The organism is Rhizobium lentis (assembly GCF_014200175.1).
Lineage (GTDB): Bacteria > Pseudomonadota > Alphaproteobacteria > Rhizobiales > Rhizobiaceae > Rhizobium > Rhizobium mulingense.
Genome location: NZ_JACHBD010000014.1, coordinates 27,694 through 48,432 on the forward strand (window position 1 = coordinate 27,694; position 20,739 = coordinate 48,432).

Consider the following 20,739-nt stretch of genomic DNA (forward strand, 5'->3'; position numbering starts at 1 on the left):
CCGGACGTATCTTAAACCAGAGGAGAATATGAAATGCAGATGTCTAGGAGGAACCTGCTCAATGCGGGTGTGGGTATGGCAATCGCCGTAGCGACGTTGGCTGGCGGGAACTTCGCCTTCGCGCAGGACAAAATTCGGATCGCGGCTCTCTCGTTCGGTGAGTCCGGCGAGTACATGAAGGCTTGGTCGACGGAAATCCAGAACCATCCCGCCGTCAAATCGGGCGAGGTCGAGATCACCGTTTTCGACGGCAAGTATGATCCACTGACACAGGCGAACCAGATCGACACAGCGATCACCCAACAATTCAACGCGATCATCATGTCACCGTTCGACCTCGAGGCCTCGGCGCCGCCGATCGAAAAGGCCGCCGAAGCGAAAATCCCGCTTATCGTGTCGGCGCTCAAGACCAAGTCCACGAAATACACCGCGTCCATCATCGTTAACGATACCGAAGGCGGCCGGATCATCGCTGAGGAACTCGCCAAGCGCCTTCCGAACGGCGGCAACGTCGTCCTCATGGAGGGTCCGATCGGCCAGTCGGCCCAGATCGAGCGCCGCGCAGGCATCGACGCTGGTCTCGCCAAGTTCCCGAACCTCAAGCTCATCGAAGACAAGACAGGCAACTGGAGCCGCGCCGAGGGTCAGGCGCTCATGGAGAACTGGTTGCTCGCACACCCGGGTGAGATCAACGGCGTCCTTGCGGAAAACGACGAGATGGCGCTTGGCGCGATCGAAGCCATGAAGAGCGCCGGCATCGATCTCAAGACCGTTCCCGTTCTTGCGATCGACGGCATTCCGGACGCAAAGCGCGCCGTGAAGAAGGGCGAGATGGCGGTCAGCCTCTACAAGTACGCCCGCGCCGAAGGCCAGGGCGCGGTCGACCTCGCACTGCGGGCGATCAAGGGCGAGAGCTACAAGCCGCAGTCCGAAATCTGGGGCTCGCTGATGGAATGGAAGGGCGGCACCGAGAAGGACTACGTCGTGCCGTGGCTCGTGCTCGATTCCACCAATGTCGAGAAGTACATGTAATCGGACAACGGCGGACGGCCCGTACGGCCGTCCGCCTTACACCAGGGAAATAGGATCGACCATCATGTTGAAGAGAAAAGTTGGAAAGACCGATGTGACGCTGACCTCGCTAGGGCTGGGTACCTCGCCGCTCGGTGGGTGCAATGTCGATGTGAGCTTCCAGACTTTCGAGGCGGTCGTCCTCAAGGCATACGACTTGGGTGTCCGCTATTTCGACACCGCGCCCCTTTACGGCCTTGGAAAGTCCGAGCATTCCCTCGGCCATGTCCTTCGCAACAACGATCTCATCGGCAAGGTCGTGGTCAGCACCAAGGCGGGGCGGATACTCAAGCCGGAAAGCCGCGCAAAGCGCGCCGAGAGCCTTTACGGCATCGACTGGGTGAAGGCGCTGCCATTCGTCGATGACTACGACTATTCCTATGACGGCATCATGCGCGCTTTCGAAGATAGCCAGCAGCGCCTGGGTATGGACCACATTGACATCCTCTATCTCCACGACGTGAGCGGCGAATGGCACCGCGAGGCGTATAGCACCCACCTTTCGGCGCTGAGATCGAGCGGTTACAAGGCGTGTGACGAGCTGCGCAGCACAGGCTCCGTGAAGGCCATCGGCCTCGGCGTCAATGAAACCGCGTCGGTCCTGCAGGTGGCAGAGGAATTTGATCTCGACTGCTCCATGGTCGCCGGGCGCTACACCCTGCTCAACCACGGCGCTCTCGACCATTTCTATCCAGAAATGCAGCGTCGCGGCATCGGTATCATTGCGGCTGGCATCTACAACTCCGGCATCCTCGCCGAGGGTAGCAAGTCGATGACAACCACCCGCACCTACGATTGCCAGCCTGCGCCTGAAGCGATCGTCCGCAAGGTCGAGGCGCTCGAAGCCGTCTGCGAGCGCCATGGCGTCTCGCTTGCGACTGCAGCGACACAATTTGTCTACGCACATCCTGCAGTGACCGCGGTGGTACAGGGAGCGCTGGCGCCCGAACACGTCGCCGCAAACGTCGCCGCGATCTCGACGCCGGTTCCGGCTGCGTTCTGGGCCGACCTGAAGTCGTCGGGCCTCATCCCTGAAGCCGCGCCAGTTCCGGAGGCATGATAGCGATGGATCTGGCTCAGCGCAGGCCCTCGGACATTCTGGTCACCTATCGGATTGAGACCGCCGGGAGCGCTGAGGCCTTGGCGGTCAAGATCGGAAGCGATCAGTCGACGGGTACATTTGTTGACCTGCCGGGAGAGACGCCGCAACTGAAGGCGCGCGCGGCCGCGCGCGTGGTCGCTTTCGAGAAACTGGACTCTGTCGAGGTTCCCTCGCTCCCTGCAGCGGGCGAAGTCTTCAACCGAGCGGAGACAACAATCGCCTATCCCCTGGAGGCCGTCGGAACTGACCTTGCGGCAGTCACCACGGTTGCATTGGGCGGGGTCTGGTCGATCAAGGAATTCACCGGGCTGAGGGTCGTCGGCCTGCAGCTGCCTCCGGAGTTTGAAGGCGTCTACCCGGGGCCTCAATTTGGGATCGAAGGCTCCCGGCGTCTGACCGGCGTCTACAATAGGCCAATCATCGGCACGATCATCAAGCCCGCGCTCGGCCTCACCCCGGACGAAACGGCGCAGGTGGTTGCTGAACTCGTCGCGTCCGGTGTCGACTTCATCAAGGACGACGAGAAACTGATGTCGCCACCGTACTCCTCGTTGGAGGCGCGGGTGAAAGCGATCATGCCGATCGTCCGGGATCAGGAGCAGCGCACCGGCAAGAAGGTGATGTATGCCTTCGGCATTTCCGACGTCGATCCCGACGAGATGGTTCGCAAGCACGACCTGGTCGTGCGCGAGGGTGGAAACGCCGCCGTCATCAACATCAATTCGATCGGCATGGGCGCCTTTCTGTTCCTGCGTCGGCGGTCGTCCCTTGTCTTGCACGCCCATCGCAACGGCTGGGATCTTCTCACCCGACATCCTGGTCTTGGGTTCGATTTCTCGGTCTACCAACAGCTTTGGCGACTTCTCGGCGTCGACCAATTCCAGATCAACGGCATTGCCGCCAAATACTGGGAGCCGGACGCGTCTTTCGTTCAGTCGTTCCATGATCTCCAGAAACCGATCTTCAGTATTGCCGACCGCCCGTTACCGGTCGTTTGTTCGGGTCAATGGGGTGGACAGGCGCCTGAGACCTATCGAAGGACGGAGCAGACGCTTGACCACCTTTACCTTTGTGGTGGTGGCGTCGTCAGCCATCCCGGCGGGCCGTCGGCGGGTGTCAGAGCGGTTCGTGCGGCCTGGGATGCCGCGGTCGCCGGAATCGATCTCCATGAATATGCCAAATCTCATCCAGAGCTGGCGCAGTCGCTCGCCAAGTTCGGCTCTAAAACCGTATCAGAAGGAAGATGACAGATGGAATATCGTCAGCTTGGCCGGTCAGGTCTGAAAATTTCGCAACTGGTTCTTGGTTGCATGAGTTTCGGCGTCGCCGATCGCGGCAACCATGCTTGGACCTTGTCCGAAGACGACAGTAGGCCATTTATCAAAGAGGCACTCGAACAGGGCATAAACTGCTTCGACACGGCCAATGCCTACTCGGACGGCACCAGCGAGGAGATCATCGGCAAGCTGCTCAGGGAGATGGTGCAGCGTGATGAGGTTGTCATTGCCACCAAGGTCTACGGCAAGATGCGCAACGGAGCGAATGCGGTCGGACTTTCCCGCAAGGCAATCATCGCGGAGGCTGAGGCCAGCCTCAAGCGGCTGGCGACCGACTACATCGACCTCTACCAAATTCATTTCTGGGACAATTCGACCCCGATCGAAGAGACGCTGGAAGCGCTGACCGATCTCGTTCGAAGCGGCAAGGTTCGCTACATCGGAGCCAGCAATTGTTACGCATGGCAATTTGCGCGCGCGCTCTACAAGTCGGACGCTGCCGGATGGTCGCGTTTCGTTTCGATGCAAGCTCAGATGAACCTCCTTTATCGCGAGGAAGAGCGGGAGATGTTGCCGCTCTGTAAAGCTGAAGGGGTGGGGATCATCGCGTTCAGTCCGCTGGCTCGCGGGCGCCTCAGCCGGCCTTGGGAGGAAAGCAGTTTGAGGTCCGAGACGGACAATGTCACCGCTCGGTTCTACGGTCACGCGGACGAGGCGGATCGCCGCGTCGTAGACGTCGTCGCAAAGATTGCAGACGACAAGAACGTCCCGCGATCCCTCGTTGCGATGGCGTGGCTTAACACAAAGGCGGGCGTGACGGCTCCTATAATCGGCGCAACGAAGCTACAGCATCTGAAGGATGCCGTCGCTTCCTTGGCCGTCAAGCTAAGCGACGACGAGGTCCGGGAACTCGAGGAGCCATACGTGCCGCATAGCGTAGTCGGCTTGAACTGAGTTTGGCTCAGCGGGGACGACGTTGAGGCTGTCAGGAGGCACGCCGAACCGGGCCTCCTGAGCCAATGGCTTTGGTCGTATCGATCTCTGCTCCCTTCCCCAGAACCAGCGCGAGGAAAAAAGATGACCACCACCCGTCATTTTGACGTCAGCGACAGCGCGATTGAAGCTGCCGCCCGGCTCATGCGAAATGGCGAAGTTGTCGCGTTTCCGACGGAGACGGTTTACGGGCTCGGCGCGGACGCCAGCAGCCCCGCCGGAATCGAGCGCATCTATGAAGCCAAAGGACGCCCGCGGCATAATCCCCTGATTATCCACGTTTCGGACGTGGAAATGGCGCGCAGGATGGCACATTTCAATCCGGAGGCAGAGTTGGCTGCTGCCAGCTTTTGGCCGGGACCTCTGACATTGCTCCTGCCAAAGCGGGAAGACGCGGGGCTCGCAACCGCAGTTACCGCGGGCATGAAAAATGTCGCAATCCGATTTCCCTCGTCGAGTGTCGCCCAACGGCTGATCCGGGCCGTCGGATTTCCGGTGGCAGCGCCTTCAGCCAATCGTTCCGGGAAGGTCACCTCGACCCGCTTCGTGGAAGTTGTCCGCCAGTTGGACGGACGGATTTCGGGAATCGTGGAAGAAGACATATGTGATCACGGCCTGGAATCGACTATTCTGTCTTTGGTCGGATCTCCGATCATTCTACGCCACGGGTCAGTTCCGCGGGAGGCACTGGAAGCTTTACTCGGCCCGATTGACGAGGACACTGGGCCCCAAAAAGTCTCGGCACCAGGCCAGCTAAAGAGCCATTATGCTCCGGAAGCCGCCGTTCAGATGAATGTCGACCGTCCTGCCGCCAATATGGTCTGGGTCGGTTTCGGACCGGAGTGCGAGGGCTGTCAATTGACGCTGTCTTCTTCCGGTGACCTTCAGGAAGCTGCCCGCAACCTCTACACCGCCATGAGTGAAGCCGACGCCTTGGCCGGCGCGAGTGACGTGATTGCATTCGCCCCTGTGCCTCTGATTGGCCTTGGCAGGGCAATCAACGATCGGCTGAGACGAGCTGCCGCGCCCCGTTGCGCGTAGACAGCATTTTTAAGCAATTCGCAAAATGCGGATGGCGGCATGCAAAAAACGCTTGCCTCTATAGGTATGACCTTATACCTTACACCTTGCTGATAGAGGAGTCAGGCCACGGAGGTCCATCAAGCATTCTGGTGAGATTGGCGGCAGACGCCGGCGCGACCTGGCACGCATTGGGGCAGGGCTTTAATCAAACAATGACGGCATGGCGGAAGCTACATCGCTTCGACGCCTCCTACCGACATCTAGGGATGATCACATGACCGAACTTGAAACTAGACCGCTCGGAAAAAGCAAAGTGCGGGTAACTTCGCTGGGGCTAGGCACGGTGCCGCTCTCTGGCTTCAACGCCGATGTCTCCTACGGCGACTTCGAAGCGACGATCCTCGCTGGCTACGCGGCCGGAATCCGCTACTTCGATTGCGCGCCAATGTATGGCTTTGGGAAATCGGAGCATTATCTTGGCCATGCCCTCAGGGCGAACAAGCTGCGCGAAAACGTGGTGGTGAGCACCAAGGTTGGTCGTGTATTGAAGCCCGCCAGCAGGACAAAGAAGCTTGAAACCGTCTACGGCATCGAGTGGATCGACCCGCTTCCGTTTCTCGATACCTACGATTACACCTATGATGGCGTGATGCGCGCATTCGAAGACAGCCAGCAGCGCCTCGGATTGGACTATATCGACGTTCTTCTCGTGCATGACGTTGGTCGGGCATGGCACGGCGACCAAAGCGAGTTCTATTGGAATCAGCTGCGGGCCTCGGGTTATAAGGCACTGGACGAGCTTCGCTCCAGCGGAGCCGTCTCAGCCATCGGCTTGGGGGTCAACGAAACCGACTCCGTGGTCGGTGTCGCTCGTGAATTTCCGATCGACTGCTCGTTGATCGCCGGCCGCTACACCCTTTTGAATCATGCCCCGCTTGAGGCCGCGTTCGACGAGTTGCTCCAGCGGAACGTCTCCGTGATCGCTGGCGGGATCTTCAATTCCGGAATTCTGGCGACAGGCGTCGGCGGTCCCGCGGCCACTTACGATTACGGCAAGGTTCCTGCGGCCGTCGTCGAAAAGGTCAAGGCCATCGAGAGCATTTGCTCGAGATTTGCGGTGAGCTTGCCTGCAGCGGCGATGCAATTCGTCTATGCGCATCCGGCAGTGGCCACGCTGGTCATGGGTGCAAAGAGCGCATTGGAAGTCGAGCAGAACGTCAAGGCGATCAACGAGACAATACCCCCTGCATTTTGGGACGCTTTGATTGAAGCGAGCCTTCTTCCGTCAAACGCTCCGCTGCCGACGGCTATACGATGATGGCCCGCGGAGGCACCGTTTTCGGCGGCTTCCGCTGCGAAGCGCTCGTGGGTTCGGTTCCATCGCCGGAGGCGCGCGCATGCCTCGAGGCGCTCGTCAGGACTTATGGCGAGCTTCTCGCGATCTACTCCTTCATGCATATGGCATTGAGGGAGAAGAGCATGCGCCTCTTGATTGGAGAACTCGCCGATCGCGCCACAGAGATAAAGCGATCCGTCCGTTCCTCGCTTGCGGGCTCGCGCTTTCTCGCAGGACAGGGCCACGCACTCTACCATCTTGGACGGGCAGATGGCCTGCTTGTCGAGGCGGAGGAGCACCTGCAGCGCGGTGTCCTGGTTTCAGATGCATCCCTGCTGGGGCTGCTTTCAAATGCGGCGATCCAGCTGAAACGATCGGCCGCCATCTTAGGCACGTCGACCTTCGACACGACAGCATGCTGTGGAGGGTCCCTTGGACATGGGGAGGAAGACCATGGGAACGCATTCGATCTGGGTGCTTGAATACTCTCGAAGCCCGGTCCACCCGGTCAGCGGGGTTTTTTACGGCGCCCATAATCAGGGCACGATGAACCTGCCGTTCGCATACATTCTCATCAAGACAGGAGATGCAGTCGTTCTGGTTGATGCCGGTCACGACGCCGCCGATTTCGGAGGCCAGATCGCCAATTCGATTGGCGTTACCGGTTGGACGCCTCCGGAAATCGTTCTCGGGGAATGCGGGATCAGGCCCCAGGACGTCACCCATGTCATCCTCACGCACGCGCACTTCGATCACATTGGCGGCCTAAAGTTCTTCCCAAATGCTAAGATTTTCATTCAGAAGAAAGAATTGGAATCCTGGATGTGGATTCTGGCAAAGGGTCGGCGCTTCCGTTCATTGCAGGCCGGACTGAATCCGGCGGATATCCTCTATCTGACCCAGGCAAATATCGAAGGCCGCCTGGAACTGGTGGAGGGAGAGCGGGAAAACCTGGTGCCAGGCGTTCATGTCTATCCGGCATTCGACACCCATACCGCAGGATCGCAATATGTGGTGGTGGAGACCGGCGGTGGAGACGGCAAGTTTATCCTGTCCGGCGACGTCATCTACACCTACAGCAACCTCACGGGTGAGGACGCCACCGATCCCTGCTTTGTGCCGCCGGGCCTTGCCAATGGCAGCCAGACACGTCTGATCGAGTCCGCCGAGGAGATGCTCAAAATCGTTGGTATGGACGAACGACGAATTGTTCCCATGCACGAGGAGCAGCTGTCAAAAATCTATCCCTCGCGTCTGACGGCTCGCCAGCTCATGCTCGTCGAGATTTGTGTGGCCGACGGAGACGTATCAAGAGTTTGATCGATTTGAAGCAGCGCGAACGCCAAGCTGCATCGTTCACAATCGTCCTCCCAAGGCGATAAGCAGAGAAAAGGCCGGGTGTCAGTTCACAGTGACTCCGGCCTTTTCCAAACACCTTGCCCGCTGCGGTGATCTGCCCGGTGAAGAAGCCCTATATTCGCGCCCGCTTTGATGACGGCCCGGTAGTCCGCGATGTTTGCCATGGAGGACAAGGCCTCCATCTCCATGGCGATGACATTTGCGCTTGAACCTCCAAACCATCCTTGTTTCGTTAGAAAATGAGCGCCTTCGGCCATGCATGGAGCGGTGCAATCGCACCATCATGCGTCTTCACATGTCCCATCATACCAGCAGCGTCAGGGGCGTTGTCGAATAGAGCAACACAAACTAACGACAAATGATGTTTGCATGTGATTTGTAGCGTCGGATCTTGATGTTAAAGGATCGGATTAGTGCGCCGGAGGATTAGAATATGAAGAGAGATGATCGGAGGCAGGCCATTATGGACCTGTTGGTCGCGCAGAGGGTGGTGGATCTGGACGACCTATCCGATCGGTTCGCTGTATCCAAGATGACCATCCACCGGGATCTGGATGATCTTGAGCAGGCAGGGATGCTTCGCAAGGTCCGCGGCGGGGCAACGATCGAGGCAGGAGGCCATTTCGAAAGCGATTTCCGGTTTCGCCAGCAGCAGGAGGGCGAGGCCAAGCGCCGGATGGCAGAGGCCGCCCTTGAACTCGTCGAGCCCGGCATGACGGTGATGGTCAACGACGGATCTATGGCGTCGGTGCTCGGGGAATTGCTGCCACAGAGGAGGCCGCTGACGGTGATCACCAACAATGCGGCGGTCATCGATCGGCTCAAGACGGAATCAGGGATCAACCTGATTGCGGTCGGTGGACGCTATTCGATGAAGTTCAATGGTTTTTTCGGCGTCGTCGCCGAACAGGCATTGTCGCGTCTCAGCGCCGACATCGCCTTTATCTCAACGCCGGCAGTTTCTGGATTGCGCGTCTACCATATGGATGATGACGTTGTCCGCTCGAAGCGAGCGATGATTGCAAGCGCCGCGCGTCGCTGCTTGCTCTTAAACCATAAGCGCTTCAATCATACTGCTCTTCATGTCCTGGCCACCATTGACGAGTTCGAAGTTATCATCACCGACCAGGAACCGACAATCGACGTCCGCGCGGCTTTGGAAGGATCCAATGTGCAGCTTAGAGTGGCATCGCAGGAGAGGAAGTGAATATCGCCAACGATCCTTCGGGTAGATGCCGCGCAAGGCGGCACCCGTCCCCGAATCTCAAGTTCGGCCCTTGATGGGGGGAGCCCTTCCACAATCTTCTCCTGTGGGCTTGTCCTATGGACGTTCAACGCGATATCTCAGATGGACGGAGCCGAGGCCAGCGGCTTCGGCGCTCATAAACGTGAGCCTCGCCCCGCCGGCAAGCCCATCCTCGCCGCCCTCAAATATGGCCGGTGTATTCGACTTGCCTCCGATCGCAGGGAAGATGACTAGGCTGACCTCGTCAACAAGACCCTCATTCAAGAAATGGCCATTGGTTTGCGCCCCGCCTTCCAGCATCAAGCGCTTCACACCGAATTCGGTGCCGAGAACATCGAGCGCGTTTTTCAGATCGACGCCATCTTTCTCGGATACGATATAGGAAACGCCAGCCTGGGCGAGGCCCGCCAGGTAAGCATCATCCACGTCAGATCCTGTCAGGACGATAAGTTGAGCATCCTCAATGTCGTTCTTGTCCCAGCGTAGCCGACCGTCCTTATCAACGATAACAGCGAACTCGTTGGCATCCGGGTTGGCGTTATGGATCGGCCGCGGTGCTGTGCCGGTTGTTTCATAGGGACGGTCGACGGCGTCTGCGAATTCCTCGCCTGTCGCTCTTCCCGAAAGCCAGGCGTCGGCACCAATCTTCTCATGCAGGTCGTCATAGACCTTCACGAGTTCCTCCACCGAATGGCCGGTCGCCTCAGCCCAATCATTGACGATCAATCGACCGTCCAGTGGCGACATCATGTGACAGATTACATGGGGTCTGGGCATTGGATTACTCCTCTACAAACATTCCACCGTCAGTGGTCTGCCTTCAACCAGGCTGCGAATTTATCCATCCAGTCGGGGTGCCAACGTGAAAGCGCCGGCCGGTTCAGGATCATGTCGTCGGCCGCCCAGCGGATCCGTCTGGCATCTATCTCCGACGTAACCGCATTATCGGGACAAATGATGTAAAAGTCCTCCTCGAGCAGACGGGCCAGGAAGTATTCCACCAACTGCTCAGCGGTCCATGCCTCATCGGGCTTGGCAGCGCCATGCGGCTTGAGTGCGATGTTCATGGGCGTCCACGTGTAGCCAGGGACGAGGAGATGAGCCGATACACGACCTCCCGTCTCCTTCAAAAGCGCGTGCGACAGCTGTTCGGTCAGTACCTTGACAGCTGCCTTTGCCACCGAATAGGCGGCATTGCCCGGAGGAGTTGTAATTCCTTCCTTGGAGCCGAGGTTGACGACCGCCGATGGTCGGGCTGCCTTGATCAGGTAGGGCACGAAGACGTGTTGTGCGGCTAGAACACCTCCGAAGTTTACATCGATCTGGCGTCGCCACTTTACAGGATCATCCCAGGGGCCGGCTCCTTGCGTAATGCCCGCGTTGTTTACAAGGATGGCCACGTCGCCAAACCGAGAGAGCGTTTCGTCCTGCAACCTCGTCAGTGTCGATGGATCCGAGACGTCGCCGCTCACAACCAGAGTGTCCGTATCGAGTGCCGAGGCAACATCCTCAAGTGCGTCGGCGTCGAGATCCAGCAATGCGAGCTTCATGCCGCGGGCCGCGAGAGCCCTCGCGATCGCCAAGCCGATGCCCTTCGCAGCTCCCGTGATGACCGCAACGCGGCCAGGAGCAACGATGCTGTTCATTCTCTCGCTCATCATTGTCTTCCCGTCATTGGCCGTCCCCGCTGGAAGGTGGGCCGGACACGCCGTCGCGTGGATTTTCTCGGCCGACGGCACCATCGCAAGAAGTGCGTCAGCGCTACGCGGGCGCTTGTGTGCTCGGACCATATCTGCTGGCTGCGAACGACAGCTCAACCTCCTAACAACATAGGGCACTCCGCCGACCACTTGAAGTGAGCTGGATCGCACGCACCGATGAGCCGTGTTCACTCTTGGGTGCCTTCGTGACGTCGGGAATGCCTCGTCAATTTGGCTGCGGACGCGACCAAAAGGTCCCTCACTTCTGGTGTCTGCCAGATCGGTGGTTGATTTTTGCTCACCGCCCCGATCGATTTTGCTCATGTAACCAACCGGCTCCACGGGCATTAGGTCACCAGCGCCTCGAGGCGATCGTGGTGCTGATAAAACCAAAGGAGTGAAATCATGACTGGTAATAAACCACTCGCAATGGTCACGGGCGGCTCATCTGGAATAGGCTTCGAGCTTGCCAAACAATTCGCCAAGAATGGATTTGACGTCGCTATTTCAGGCTCAAGCGACAAGGTAAACGAGGCCGCCGATGCGCTACGAAGCCTTGACGCCGAAGCGTATCCGTTCAAAGCGGATGCCTCGACATACGATGGCGTTGAGGGGTTCTGGACCTTCACGCAGGGGCTGGGGCGCCCACTGGAAGCCGCGGCTCTGAACGTGGGTATCGGTATCGGCGGCGCCTTCGTCGATAACGATCTCGAGGATGAGTTTCGCCTGCTTGCAATCAATGTCACTGGGACCGTCCATATGGCCAAACGCGTCGTCCAACATATGGTCAAGAACGGCCGCGGCAGGATCCTCATCACCTCCTCGGTTTCGGCGACCCTGCCCACGCCATACGAAACAGTCTACGGCCCGTCGAAGGCATTCGGTTACATGTTCGCGGAATCTCTGCGCGAGGAGCTGCGCTCGACCGGGGTCACGGTGACGGCACTCCTTCCGGGCGCCACCAACAGCGACTTCCACGCGAACGCTGGGATGGGCGATACTAAGCTCGGTGGCCAGCAGAAAAACGACAAGACTCTCGTCGCCAAGCAGGGCTTCGAGGCCCTCATGAACGACATCGACCATGTCGTCGGCGGAGACCAGAAAACCAAGCGGCAGGTGTTGGAAAACCGGACAACCCCGGAGCCTGTTAAAGCCGCCCGGCAAGCCGAACTGACCCAACCGCAGTGAAGGAGCACATCATGGCACATCTGAAAGACAAGGTCGCAATCGTCACGGGAGCTTCCTCGGGCATTGGAGCAGCGACCGCCAAAGGATTGGCGGAAAAAGGTGCGCGCGTCGTCCTTGCCGGCCGCAATGAGGAACGCCTCAGTCAGATTGTCGAAGACATCGCCGGTTCCGGAGGTATTGCCAGCTACAAGGTTGCCGATGCCACGGATTTTGAGAGTACCAAGGCCCTCGTCCCGTTCGCCACGACGACGTACGGCCCGGTCGATATATTGGTCAACAATGCGGGCCTCATGCTCTTTTCCTATTGGAAGGATGCCGCGGTCGGCGATTGGAACAAGATGATCGATACCAACCTGCGTGGCTATCTACATGCGATTGCCGCCGTGCTGCCGTCGATGTTGGAGCGCCGGTCCGGCCGCATCCTGAATATGAGCTCTATCGCCGGCGTTCATGTCGGCGAGGCGGCAGGCGTTTATGGAGCCACGAAGTTCTTCATACGCGGTATCACCGAAAGCCTCAGAAAGGAGGTGGGCGTGGGAAGTGGGATCCAGGTGTCTATGATCAGCCCTGGCGTGATCGATACCGGCTGGGCCGACAAGGTTCATGACGAGACGGGCAGAAAGATCGCCGGAGAGCTCAACAAGCAAGGTATTCCGCCGTCGTCGGTGGCTGAAGCCGTGGTCTATGCCCTAGATCAGCCCCCGGAGATCACGATCAACGACATTGTCGTCCATCCAACCCGGCAGGACTGGTAGCCGGCGTTTTCGAAAGCTCAGAACTTGAACCTCCGGGACTGTCAGGCCGCGCGCGCGGAGGTGGTATCCGTTCCAACCGGTGCCGTCTCTCGTGGCTGTGGACAAGATGATCTTCATTGCATGACGATTAATCCCGGAGGTGCTATTATTCAGCGACCCGGCCCATCTCCCGTCGTAGCTCCCCGGATCCGACATGGATCAACTAATGTCAAATTTTTGACTGCTTCCGTGGTCATCACATACCAAAGCCAGGTTAGTTGAATAAGGATTGAAGATACCAGCCGTCTGAAGCAAGGTCGGCGTCGGCCAGGACGATCTTATTCAGTCGAAGTGGGAGTATCCATAACTCATGGTATCCACGCGGGCCGATCTGGCCGACCTTGAAACTTTCGTCGCGATCGCGAGGGCGGGGGGGTTCCGAAAAGCGGCCGCGCTTCGCGGCGTTTCCGGCTCCGCTCTCAGCCACTCGATCAGGGGTTTGGAGGCCCGTCTCGGCGTCCGTCTGTTTCATCGGACAAGCAGGAGCATCAGTCTCACCGCCGCCGGCGAAGTACTGCTTGCCGAACTAGAGCCCCGTTTCCTCGGCATCCAGGCTGCGATGGATCTCCTGGACAGTTTCAGGAGCGGTCCTACGGGCAGGGTGAGAGTGACCACGCTGCGTGACGCCGCCGAGCTGTTGATCGCTCCTCGACTGCACAGTTTTCGCAGCAACTACCCAGATGTCGAGATCGAAGTCAGCGTCGAGGATCGCTTTATCGATATGGTCGCCGAGGGTTTCGACGCGGGCATCCGCTATGGAGGAACAGTTCCCGAGGGGATGATCGCGTCGCGTCTGACTGCCGAACTTGAATGGATCGTCGTCGGCTCTCCAACCTATCTCAACGAACGAGGGCGGCCGGAGCGGCCGGAAGATCTCTTGACGCACGAGTGCATCCGGATCCGAACCGGTACAGACCACGTCTGCAAATGGGAACTTGGCGACGGAGACCGCATGGTTACCCTAGACGTCCCTGGACTGCTCACGCTCGGGGATTCAGAACTGTCCATCCGCATGGCGCAGGAGGGGGGCGGTCTCTTTTACTGCCTGCGCGCACGCGTCGAGGACAAACTGGCGGCTGGTCTGCTCGAAGTGGTGCTGCCGGACTGGTCGTCTACTGGGCCGGGTTTTCATGCATACTACGTTTCGCACCGACAGGTGCCGTCCGCGCTCCGGACGTTTCTCGACCACCTTAAGGCGCCGCTTCCGGACGATTGAAGGGACCTCGCGAGCCAGCTCCAAATTACGCAGATGCCTACATGGTATCCGAAACTCGTAGAGGTCTCGGCCTGCGCTTCAATGGATGCGTTAGCTTATACTATAACGAATTCAGATGAGAAAAGCTCATCTATTTTATGAAATATTGCGTTTGAAATAGGAGCTGAAAGCAGAGATGGTTCGATGCGTGGAGGGCATCTGAACCTGGATCGCCTTAGCGCGTAAGATGAGATGCAATACGGTTTACGAGGTCGCCGGACTATGTTCGGCGAGGGAAGAAGTATTGCGCAGATGCCTTATTAGGAGGAGGGCCGAATGAGTTTCCCCGCTGGAAAAACTGTAGATAAACGCGACAATTCTATTCTTGCTGGTCTCGAACCGGCGATCTTCTTTGGCTTTTTCGAAGAGCTGAGTGCGATCCCGCGCGGTTCTTACAACGAGAAGCAGGTCAGCGATCACATCGCCGATTTTGCCCGGGCACGCGGCTTCGAGGTTTACCAGGACGAGATCTACAATCTCCTCATCAAGAAGCCGGGCACACCCGGCTACGAAAACTCGCCGACCGTCATTCTTCATGGGCATACCGACATCGTCTGCGAGAGCGACGAGGGTGTTGACCACGACTTTGAGAACGAAGGCATCAAACTTCAGGTTATCGGCGATTTCATCCATGGGACGGGGACAACCCTTGGGGCGGACAACACCGTTGGTGTGGCTTTCGCAATGTCGTTGCTGGCATCCGACGATATCCCGCATCCGCCGCTTGAAGTCGTCCTGACGGTTCAAGAAGAAGTCGGCAAGGGCGGCGCACAACACTTCGACGGCACAAAGCTTAGCGGTAAGCGCCTTCTCGACATGAACTGGCACGATCCCAAGTCGCTTTTCGCAGGCTGCGCTGGCGATATTTCAGTGCGCTTCAAGATTCCGGTTCAGTGCGAACCGCGCGTTTCGGGGCAGGCCGCCCTTTCGCTGCGGATCTCCGGCCTGAGCAGCGGTCATTCCGAATTCGACATCCATCTTGAACGCGCTAACGCCATCGTCCAGCTCGGACGGCTGCTCCGGATTGCCATCCGGGATGCTGGGGCCGGCGTAGCCGAAGTCAAGGGTGGCGTGAACCGTTACGTTATCCCGGGTGAGGCGGAGGCGATCATTTCGATCGATGCCCCGCGGATTGTCGATCTCAGACAGAGAATTGAAGCGGAAGCGGCTTCGATTGCGCTTGAGTACAAAGCAAGCGATCCCAACCTCAAGGTCACAGTCAGCGAGTCAGGGAGGCAGATTACTGAAGTCTTCTCGGCTCAGTCCGCCCGGGCGCTGGTCGATGCCCTGAACCTGCTTCCCAACGGCGTCCAGAGCAAAAGCCTTCAAGTCGAGGGCCTCGTCGAGAGCTCCAACACCGTGGCGTTGCTTTCAAGCGATAAAGAGGCCATCGAAATCGTCAATACGGTCCCAAGCGCCGTCAGCTCCCGTCGCTACAACATCGTCGACAAAATCCGGCAGCTGTCAGAACTCATCGGCAACGGCGCGAGCGTGGAGACATTCGCGGATTGCCCGGAATGGCCATACAATCCTCATTCGCGAATGCTCAACGCCGCCAAAGCCGCTTACGAGCGCGAGTTCGGCGAGCAGCCACATGTGGAAGTCTCTCACTCCAGTCTCGAGCTCGGCCTTTTTCGAAAGAAGGTTCCTGACATTGACATGCTGTCGATCGGACCGGAAGCGTTCGACGTCCACACCACGCGCGAGCGCCTCAACCACACGACAGTCGATCCGACCTGGCGGCTTCTCAAGTCGCTGCTCCGCGAACTCCGGACCTAAGGTACTAAAATGCCAAAACTGCCAAGCTACTTCGGCAATTTCCCACATCCGCCCAGCGAAAAGAAGCCGGTCCATCTGACGCGCGATAGCTACAAGATGTTCATCTATACGGGGACGAAGCCGTACTCGAGCGACCTCAACTACCTGCTCGCCAGCACGGACCAGCAGACCACTGGCATCTATCAGCTCGCGCCGGGAAGCAACTTCGACCCGGCCGACATTCACGCGGGTGACGAGGTGTACTATGTCCTCGAAGGTGTTGTGCATCTCCTAAACCCCGAAACCGGGCAGACAGAGGAACTCGGACCCGGTGACGCGGTGCTTATCCCCACGGGCGCTCCGCATCGCGGCTATAACTTCAGCGACAAGGCTGCAGTTATCCTGTTTTGCATCGCACCGCGTATCTGGGACGAGAATGGCCCTCCGACCGGCTATGACGGGCCGACGCGCCTCTATAAGCACGAAGGGAGAGCGTGATGAGCCTTGAGAAACTCGGAGCCTATCCAGTAGACGGCGCTCAGGCGCGCAAGAGGGGCGACCTGGTGAAGGTCGCAAAAAGCGATCGTCTGAACATCGTCTCCGGCCGCGATCATCCCGTTCTCATCCAGTTCTGCGTCAGCAACGATTACATGCACGTCGGAGAGCTGACTATCCCTGTGGGTGGCGTTGGACCGCGCGCGAGCGAACCCGACAGCCATGGAGGGGACGCAGTCTTCTACGTTCTGCAAGGCCCCGCAACCTTCTATTTGGCGGATACCGACGAAACCTTTCACATCCGTGACGGCGAGTCTTTCTTCCTGCCCGGCGGCATCAGCTACCAGTGCCTAAACTACGGCTCCAACCCGATCCGGATGGTCTTCACGATCGCACCGGGACTGTAAGCCGAAGATTTGAATCTCAGATTGCCAAGCTTCGCCGCGGACCCGTTCCGCGGTTGGGAAAACTTTGTCTTGTCACCACCAGGGAGGATCATGTGACAATTTTCAGACGGACGTTAATCTTCGGTGCTGCTCTCGGGCTCACCGCTTCGCTTTCCTTCAGCCCAGCGCTTGCACAGCAGTTGGATTATTCGAAGGTGTTTCCTGGCATCTTGATGGACAAGGACATCAAGCCCACAGGCCAGGAAGTCAAACCCGCTAAGAAGGATAACCGCCCGCTCAAGGTCGGCTTCCTGCCGACGGCGATGGACACCTACTATCAGCGTGTTCTGGCTGGCGTGAAAGAAGAAATCGATAAGCGCGGTGGCGACGGCACTATCCAGCTTCTCGTGCAAGCTCCGAGCAGCCAGTCTGCCACGGACGACCAGATCAGGACCATGGAAGCCTGGATCAACGACGGTGTGGATGCGATCGCGGTTGCCTTATACAACGAAGGCGCGTTGCTGCCCTCCATCCGGCGCGCCACCGAGGCGGGCATTCCGATCTTCCTCTTCAATTCACCCGTCGCCGACAACCCATATTATGTCAGCGATATCGGCTACGACCAGAGTGACGGTGGTCGTGCGCAGGCGCAATGGCTGGTTGACACCTATGGCGACAAGGAAGTCAAGCTCGGGATCCTGGAGGGCCTGCCCGGTCCGCATACGAGCCAGCGCATGAAGGGTTTCAACGAGGTCATCTCGAAGCACCCCAACTTCAAAATCGTCGCTCAGCAGCCGGCTGGCTGGGTGCGTGCCCAAGGCCTGTCGGTGACTGAAAACATGTTCACCGCCAACCCCGATATCGAAGTCCTCGTCGCGCTCTACGACGAGATGGCCCTTGGCGGTCTGCAGGCTCTCAAGGCTAAGGGGCTGAACGGCAAGGTGGCAATCGTCGGCTACGAAAATATGAAGGAAGCCAACGACGCGATCCTCACCGGCGACTTTGCAGCAACGGTCGACACCGGGGCCAAGGAAGAAGGTCGCAACATCATTCGAGCGGTGGATGAGTTCGTGATGAAGGGCACCGCCCTGCCGAAGAAGATCTTCGTGGCGCCCAAAACCTACGATGCGAAGAACATCAAGACCTTCGATCAGAACGACTACGTCTACGTCCAGCAGAAGTAGATGTGACAGTACGCGGCCCCGCCTCGCGCGGGGCCGCCCACTCAAAAAGGGCGACCTGAATGACAAACGCTCCGCTGCTCGAGATGAAAGGCATTGCCAAACGCTTCGGCAACACGAAGGCGCTTGATGGCATCGAGCTCGTACTCAATCCCGGCGAGGTTCTCGGCCTGGTCGGTGAGAACGGCGCAGGCAAGTCGACGCTCATGAAAATCCTCTCTGGTGCATATGCACGCGACGAAGGCACCATTGCTGTCAGAGGTAAGGTGGTCGATCTGAACAATCCCAAAGACGGGTCCAGGGCCGGCATCGCGATCATCTACCAGGAGCTGAGCCTGTTTCCGGACTTTGACGCCGCCGAAAATATATTCGCGGGCAGGGAGCTGCGCCACGGGCGTGCAAGTGCATCACCGCTTGACCATTCGGCCATGCGGGCAGCCGCCTCGCGTATCCTGAAGGGCGAGTTAGGCGTCGACGTACCTCTCGACAGGCCAGTTCGAGAGCTTAGCCTCTCGCATCGGCAGATGATCGAGATTGCCAAAGCCATTAGCAGCAACGCCGACATCATCATCATGGACGAGCCGACCGAAGCGCTCGAGGAGGTCGAACGCAAACAGCTGTTCGCCATCATCAAGAAGCTTCAGCAGGCCGGTAAAGCTCTCATATATGTGTCTCACCGGATCCAGGAACTCCTCGGCATCGTCAGCCGCGTGATGGTCTTGCGCGATGGCAGCGCGGTCGCAGACCTGCCCGTATCGGAGCTCGACGTAGACAAGGTCGTCAGTGCGATGATCGGCGGCTCTCTCGCAAAACAGTTTCCTCCCCGCGTCCCGGCAAGGTCCGAACCATCGTTGGACGTTCGCGGTTTGACGAAAAGGGGTGTCTTCGAAGACATCACCTTCTCGGTAGCCCAGGGTGAAATCCTCGGCGTCACGGGTCTCGAAGGATCAGGCAAGAGCGCGCTCCTGCGGGCGATCTTTGGGCAGATCCCGCATGAGACCGGCTCGATTCTGATCGACGGAAAGCAAGCGGCAATTTGGGACCCGACGGACGCTATTCGTCAACACGTCGCCTTCTTGCCCGCCGAACGTAAAACCGAGGGGATTTTTCCACAACACAATGTCGGCTGGAACCTCTCTATCGCCAACCTTCGAACGCTCGGCAAAATCACGTTGATGCCGAAAAAGGAGCGCGAGATTGCCTCCGGCTACATCGCCAAGCTCGGCGTGAAATGCGACGGCCCCGGTGCCGACATCACATCGCTGAGCGGCGGTAACCAGCAAAAAGTCATGCTTGCTCGCTGGCTGCTCACCCAGCCAAAGGTGCTCATGCTTGAGGAGCCAACGCGTGGCGTCGACGTGCGTGCCAAGGCCGAGGTCTACACCCTCATCCAGGCTGCTGCGAAAGACGGCTGTGCTGTCATCGTGGTGTCCGCCGACAACGCGGAACTGCTTGGACTGTGTCACCGGGTCGCGGTCATGTTCGAAGGACGGATCTCGGCGGTCGTCGATGCGGCGACCTCCAAGGAAGAAACACTCGCTCTTCATTCGGTGAGGCCGCCGCAAGGCCATCATCTTCAGGGAGGTATCCATGGCTGATATTGCAGCTACACGCCCGCGCTCGCCCCTTACGCTCGCACGCAGCGGCGGCAATGCCGGCGTTTATCTGGCCTTCGTCGTTCTTCTGGTGGCGCTCGGCTTTGCCGCTCCGCGGTTTTTCACCTTCGGCAACTTGACTGACGTTCTTCGTCAGGCGGTCCCCATTGCCGTAATCGCGTTTGGAGCGACCTTTGTGATCGGGATGCGGGGCATCGACCTCTCCGTCGGTTCGACACTCGCGCTGAGCGGTCTTGTGACCGCAAACCTGATTGTGCTTGGCTATCCCGTTCCTCTGGCATGCGCAGGCGGGATTGCGGTCGGTGCGGTGATCGGACTGGTGAACGGCATCCTGATCACCAAGGTCGGGATCACGGACTTTATCGCCACAATGGCCATCATGGTCATCAGCCGCGGTATCGTGATGGTCTACACTCAGGGTATTCCGATCGTCGGAGCCTCCGACCCCGCCTTCCGAATGATCGGCCAGAGCTATGCCGGCGGTGTTCCTGTTCCGGTCATTCTGACCGCCATCGTCTTCGCGATCGCCTTCTACCTTCTCTATTACACGCGTTTCGGCCGTTTCGTTCTCTCGATCGGCAGCAATCCGGACGCTGCCCGGCTGGTCGGCATCCCCACGGACAAGGTCAAGATCGCCGTTTACGTGCTGGTCGGGGTCCTCTCGGCCTTCGCGGGCGTTCTGCTCACCTCGCGCCTTGAAGCCGCCATGCCTGAAGCCGGCCAGGGGTACGAGCTGGATGTCATAGCTGCCGTGGTTATCGGCGGAACGGGTTTGTCCGGCGGGCGCGCCACTCTTTTTGGAACCGCCGTAGGTGCCGTTTTGATGGCGGTCGTCCGCAACGCGCTCAACCTGCTCAACGTGAACACCTTCTGGCACCAGGTCGTCATCGGCACGATCATCCTGATCGCCGTGGCAGCCGATCGTTTCAGTCGCCGCCAAAAGGCCTGAGGAGACGATG

The 20,739-nt window shown here is 58.7% G+C and carries 20 protein-coding genes; 18 read left to right on the forward strand and 2 right to left on the reverse strand.

Features of this window, described 5'->3' with window-relative positions; all coding sequences use genetic code 11:
- Positions 1-33: 33 nt before the first annotated feature.
- The 9 genes from GGI60_RS26755 to GGI60_RS26795 all read left to right on the forward strand — a co-directional run bounded on the left by GGI60_RS26755 (position 34) and on the right by GGI60_RS26795 (position 9,368).
- A complete protein-coding gene (locus GGI60_RS26755) occupies positions 34-1,032 on the forward strand; it encodes a substrate-binding domain-containing protein (RefSeq protein ID WP_004129775.1) in 999 nt (332 codons plus the stop codon).
- 64 nt (positions 1,033-1,096) lie between these two features.
- Complete coding sequence (locus GGI60_RS26760) at positions 1,097-2,131, forward strand: aldo/keto reductase (RefSeq protein ID WP_013984674.1); 1,035 nt, start codon at positions 1,097-1,099, stop codon at positions 2,129-2,131.
- Positions 2,132-2,136: 5 nt separating this feature from the next.
- The gene (oiaX, locus tag GGI60_RS26765; protein WP_183934877.1) at positions 2,137-3,420 is read left to right on the forward strand and encodes a 3-oxo-isoapionate-4-phosphate decarboxylase OiaX; all 1,284 of its coding nucleotides are present in this window, start codon (positions 2,137-2,139) and stop codon (positions 3,418-3,420) included.
- A gap of 3 nt (positions 3,421-3,423) precedes the next feature.
- Positions 3,424-4,404: an aldo/keto reductase gene (locus GGI60_RS26770; RefSeq protein ID WP_064843712.1), complete on the forward strand. Its 981-nt coding sequence runs from the start codon at positions 3,424-3,426 to the stop codon at positions 4,402-4,404.
- 123 nt (positions 4,405-4,527) lie between these two features.
- Entirely contained in the window at positions 4,528-5,484 is a 957-nt protein-coding gene (locus tag GGI60_RS26775) for an L-threonylcarbamoyladenylate synthase (RefSeq protein WP_040140020.1), read from the forward strand.
- Between the two features lie 256 nt (positions 5,485-5,740).
- Positions 5,741-6,784: an aldo/keto reductase gene (locus tag GGI60_RS26780; protein ID WP_040140022.1), complete on the forward strand. Its 1,044-nt coding sequence runs from the start codon at positions 5,741-5,743 to the stop codon at positions 6,782-6,784.
- Between the two features lie 161 nt (positions 6,785-6,945).
- Entirely contained in the window at positions 6,946-7,284 is a 339-nt protein-coding gene (locus GGI60_RS26785) for a hypothetical protein (RefSeq protein WP_245308068.1), read from the forward strand.
- Complete coding sequence (locus tag GGI60_RS26790) at positions 7,256-8,122, forward strand: N-acyl homoserine lactonase family protein (RefSeq protein WP_040140026.1); 867 nt, start codon at positions 7,256-7,258, stop codon at positions 8,120-8,122. Before GGI60_RS26785 ends, GGI60_RS26790 begins: the two co-directional genes overlap by 29 nt.
- Positions 8,123-8,594: 472 nt before the next feature.
- Positions 8,595-9,368, forward strand: a complete 774-nt coding sequence (locus GGI60_RS26795) for a DeoR/GlpR family DNA-binding transcription regulator (RefSeq protein WP_040140030.1) — start codon at positions 8,595-8,597, stop codon at positions 9,366-9,368.
- Positions 9,369-9,482: 114 nt separating this feature from the next.
- Here the strand turns inward: GGI60_RS26795 and GGI60_RS26800 are convergent, their stop codons facing one another.
- Together GGI60_RS26800 and GGI60_RS26805 are read right to left on the reverse strand one after the other, a co-directional pair.
- Positions 9,483-10,184 (reverse strand): RibD family protein, encoded by a 702-nt coding sequence (locus tag GGI60_RS26800; RefSeq protein WP_183934878.1) that lies wholly within the window; start codon positions 10,182-10,184, stop codon positions 9,483-9,485.
- A 29-nt stretch (positions 10,185-10,213) separates the two neighbouring features.
- Complete coding sequence (locus GGI60_RS26805) at positions 10,214-11,065, reverse strand: SDR family NAD(P)-dependent oxidoreductase (protein WP_183934879.1); 852 nt, start codon at positions 11,063-11,065, stop codon at positions 10,214-10,216.
- A 447-nt stretch (positions 11,066-11,512) separates the two neighbouring features.
- On the opposite strand from GGI60_RS26805, the gene GGI60_RS26810 reads away from it, so the two are divergent.
- The 9 genes from GGI60_RS26810 to GGI60_RS26850 all read left to right on the forward strand — a co-directional run bounded on the left by GGI60_RS26810 (position 11,513) and on the right by GGI60_RS26850 (position 20,729).
- Positions 11,513-12,295 (forward strand): SDR family NAD(P)-dependent oxidoreductase, encoded by a 783-nt coding sequence (locus GGI60_RS26810; RefSeq protein ID WP_028753504.1) that lies wholly within the window; start codon positions 11,513-11,515, stop codon positions 12,293-12,295.
- Positions 12,296-12,306: 11 nt separating this feature from the next.
- The gene (locus GGI60_RS26815) at positions 12,307-13,050 is read left to right on the forward strand and encodes an SDR family oxidoreductase (protein WP_064843717.1); all 744 of its coding nucleotides are present in this window, start codon (positions 12,307-12,309) and stop codon (positions 13,048-13,050) included.
- 349 nt (positions 13,051-13,399) lie between these two features.
- The gene (locus GGI60_RS26820; protein ID WP_004129742.1) at positions 13,400-14,305 is read left to right on the forward strand and encodes a LysR family transcriptional regulator; all 906 of its coding nucleotides are present in this window, start codon (positions 13,400-13,402) and stop codon (positions 14,303-14,305) included.
- Between the two features lie 315 nt (positions 14,306-14,620).
- On the forward strand, positions 14,621-16,123 hold the full coding sequence (locus GGI60_RS26825) for an aminoacyl-histidine dipeptidase (protein WP_183934880.1): 1,503 nt from the start codon (positions 14,621-14,623) through the stop codon (positions 16,121-16,123).
- A 9-nt stretch (positions 16,124-16,132) separates the two neighbouring features.
- On the forward strand, positions 16,133-16,600 hold the full coding sequence (locus tag GGI60_RS26830; protein ID WP_183934881.1) for a cupin domain-containing protein: 468 nt from the start codon (positions 16,133-16,135) through the stop codon (positions 16,598-16,600).
- Positions 16,600-17,004 (forward strand): cupin domain-containing protein, encoded by a 405-nt coding sequence (locus GGI60_RS26835; RefSeq protein WP_004129732.1) that lies wholly within the window; start codon positions 16,600-16,602, stop codon positions 17,002-17,004. Before GGI60_RS26830 ends, GGI60_RS26835 begins: the two co-directional genes overlap by 1 nt.
- 212 nt (positions 17,005-17,216) lie before the next feature.
- Positions 17,217-18,167: a sugar ABC transporter substrate-binding protein gene (locus GGI60_RS26840; RefSeq protein WP_234705230.1), complete on the forward strand. Its 951-nt coding sequence runs from the start codon at positions 17,217-17,219 to the stop codon at positions 18,165-18,167.
- Positions 18,168-18,226: 59 nt separating this feature from the next.
- On the forward strand, positions 18,227-19,762 hold the full coding sequence (locus tag GGI60_RS26845; RefSeq protein WP_040140042.1) for a sugar ABC transporter ATP-binding protein: 1,536 nt from the start codon (positions 18,227-18,229) through the stop codon (positions 19,760-19,762).
- Positions 19,755-20,729 (forward strand): ABC transporter permease, encoded by a 975-nt coding sequence (locus tag GGI60_RS26850; RefSeq protein ID WP_040140044.1) that lies wholly within the window; start codon positions 19,755-19,757, stop codon positions 20,727-20,729. Before GGI60_RS26845 ends, GGI60_RS26850 begins: the two co-directional genes overlap by 8 nt.
- The last annotated feature ends 10 nt before the right edge of the window (positions 20,730-20,739 follow it).

What these genes read in the sequence shown, in the direction of transcription:
- GGI60_RS26755 (WP_004129775.1), top strand. Translation starts at nt 34, where the DNA reads ATGCAGATGTCTAGGAGGAACCTGCTCAATGCGGGTGTGGGTATGGCA.
- GGI60_RS26760 (WP_013984674.1), top strand. Translation starts at nt 1,097, where the DNA reads ATGTTGAAGAGAAAAGTTGGAAAGACCGATGTGACGCTGACCTCGCTA.
- oiaX (WP_183934877.1), top strand. Translation starts at nt 2,137, where the DNA reads ATGGATCTGGCTCAGCGCAGGCCCTCGGACATTCTGGTCACCTATCGG.
- GGI60_RS26770 (WP_064843712.1), top strand. Translation starts at nt 3,424, where the DNA reads ATGGAATATCGTCAGCTTGGCCGGTCAGGTCTGAAAATTTCGCAACTG.
- GGI60_RS26775 (WP_040140020.1), top strand. Translation starts at nt 4,528, where the DNA reads ATGACCACCACCCGTCATTTTGACGTCAGCGACAGCGCGATTGAAGCT.
- GGI60_RS26780 (WP_040140022.1), top strand. Translation starts at nt 5,741, where the DNA reads ATGACCGAACTTGAAACTAGACCGCTCGGAAAAAGCAAAGTGCGGGTA.
- GGI60_RS26785 (WP_245308068.1), top strand. Translation starts at nt 6,946, where the DNA reads ATGCGCCTCTTGATTGGAGAACTCGCCGATCGCGCCACAGAGATAAAG.
- GGI60_RS26790 (WP_040140026.1), top strand. Translation starts at nt 7,256, where the DNA reads ATGGGAACGCATTCGATCTGGGTGCTTGAATACTCTCGAAGCCCGGTC.
- GGI60_RS26795 (WP_040140030.1), top strand. Translation starts at nt 8,595, where the DNA reads ATGAAGAGAGATGATCGGAGGCAGGCCATTATGGACCTGTTGGTCGCG.
- GGI60_RS26800 (WP_183934878.1), bottom strand. Translation starts at nt 10,184, where the DNA reads ATGCCCAGACCCCATGTAATCTGTCACATGATGTCGCCACTGGACGGT.
- GGI60_RS26805 (WP_183934879.1), bottom strand. Translation starts at nt 11,065, where the DNA reads ATGAGCGAGAGAATGAACAGCATCGTTGCTCCTGGCCGCGTTGCGGTC.
- GGI60_RS26810 (WP_028753504.1), top strand. Translation starts at nt 11,513, where the DNA reads ATGACTGGTAATAAACCACTCGCAATGGTCACGGGCGGCTCATCTGGA.
- GGI60_RS26815 (WP_064843717.1), top strand. Translation starts at nt 12,307, where the DNA reads ATGGCACATCTGAAAGACAAGGTCGCAATCGTCACGGGAGCTTCCTCG.
- GGI60_RS26820 (WP_004129742.1), top strand. Translation starts at nt 13,400, where the DNA reads ATGGTATCCACGCGGGCCGATCTGGCCGACCTTGAAACTTTCGTCGCG.
- GGI60_RS26825 (WP_183934880.1), top strand. Translation starts at nt 14,621, where the DNA reads ATGAGTTTCCCCGCTGGAAAAACTGTAGATAAACGCGACAATTCTATT.
- GGI60_RS26830 (WP_183934881.1), top strand. Translation starts at nt 16,133, where the DNA reads ATGCCAAAACTGCCAAGCTACTTCGGCAATTTCCCACATCCGCCCAGC.
- GGI60_RS26835 (WP_004129732.1), top strand. Translation starts at nt 16,600, where the DNA reads ATGAGCCTTGAGAAACTCGGAGCCTATCCAGTAGACGGCGCTCAGGCG.
- GGI60_RS26840 (WP_234705230.1), top strand. Translation starts at nt 17,217, where the DNA reads ATGGACAAGGACATCAAGCCCACAGGCCAGGAAGTCAAACCCGCTAAG.
- GGI60_RS26845 (WP_040140042.1), top strand. Translation starts at nt 18,227, where the DNA reads ATGACAAACGCTCCGCTGCTCGAGATGAAAGGCATTGCCAAACGCTTC.
- GGI60_RS26850 (WP_040140044.1), top strand. Translation starts at nt 19,755, where the DNA reads ATGGCTGATATTGCAGCTACACGCCCGCGCTCGCCCCTTACGCTCGCA.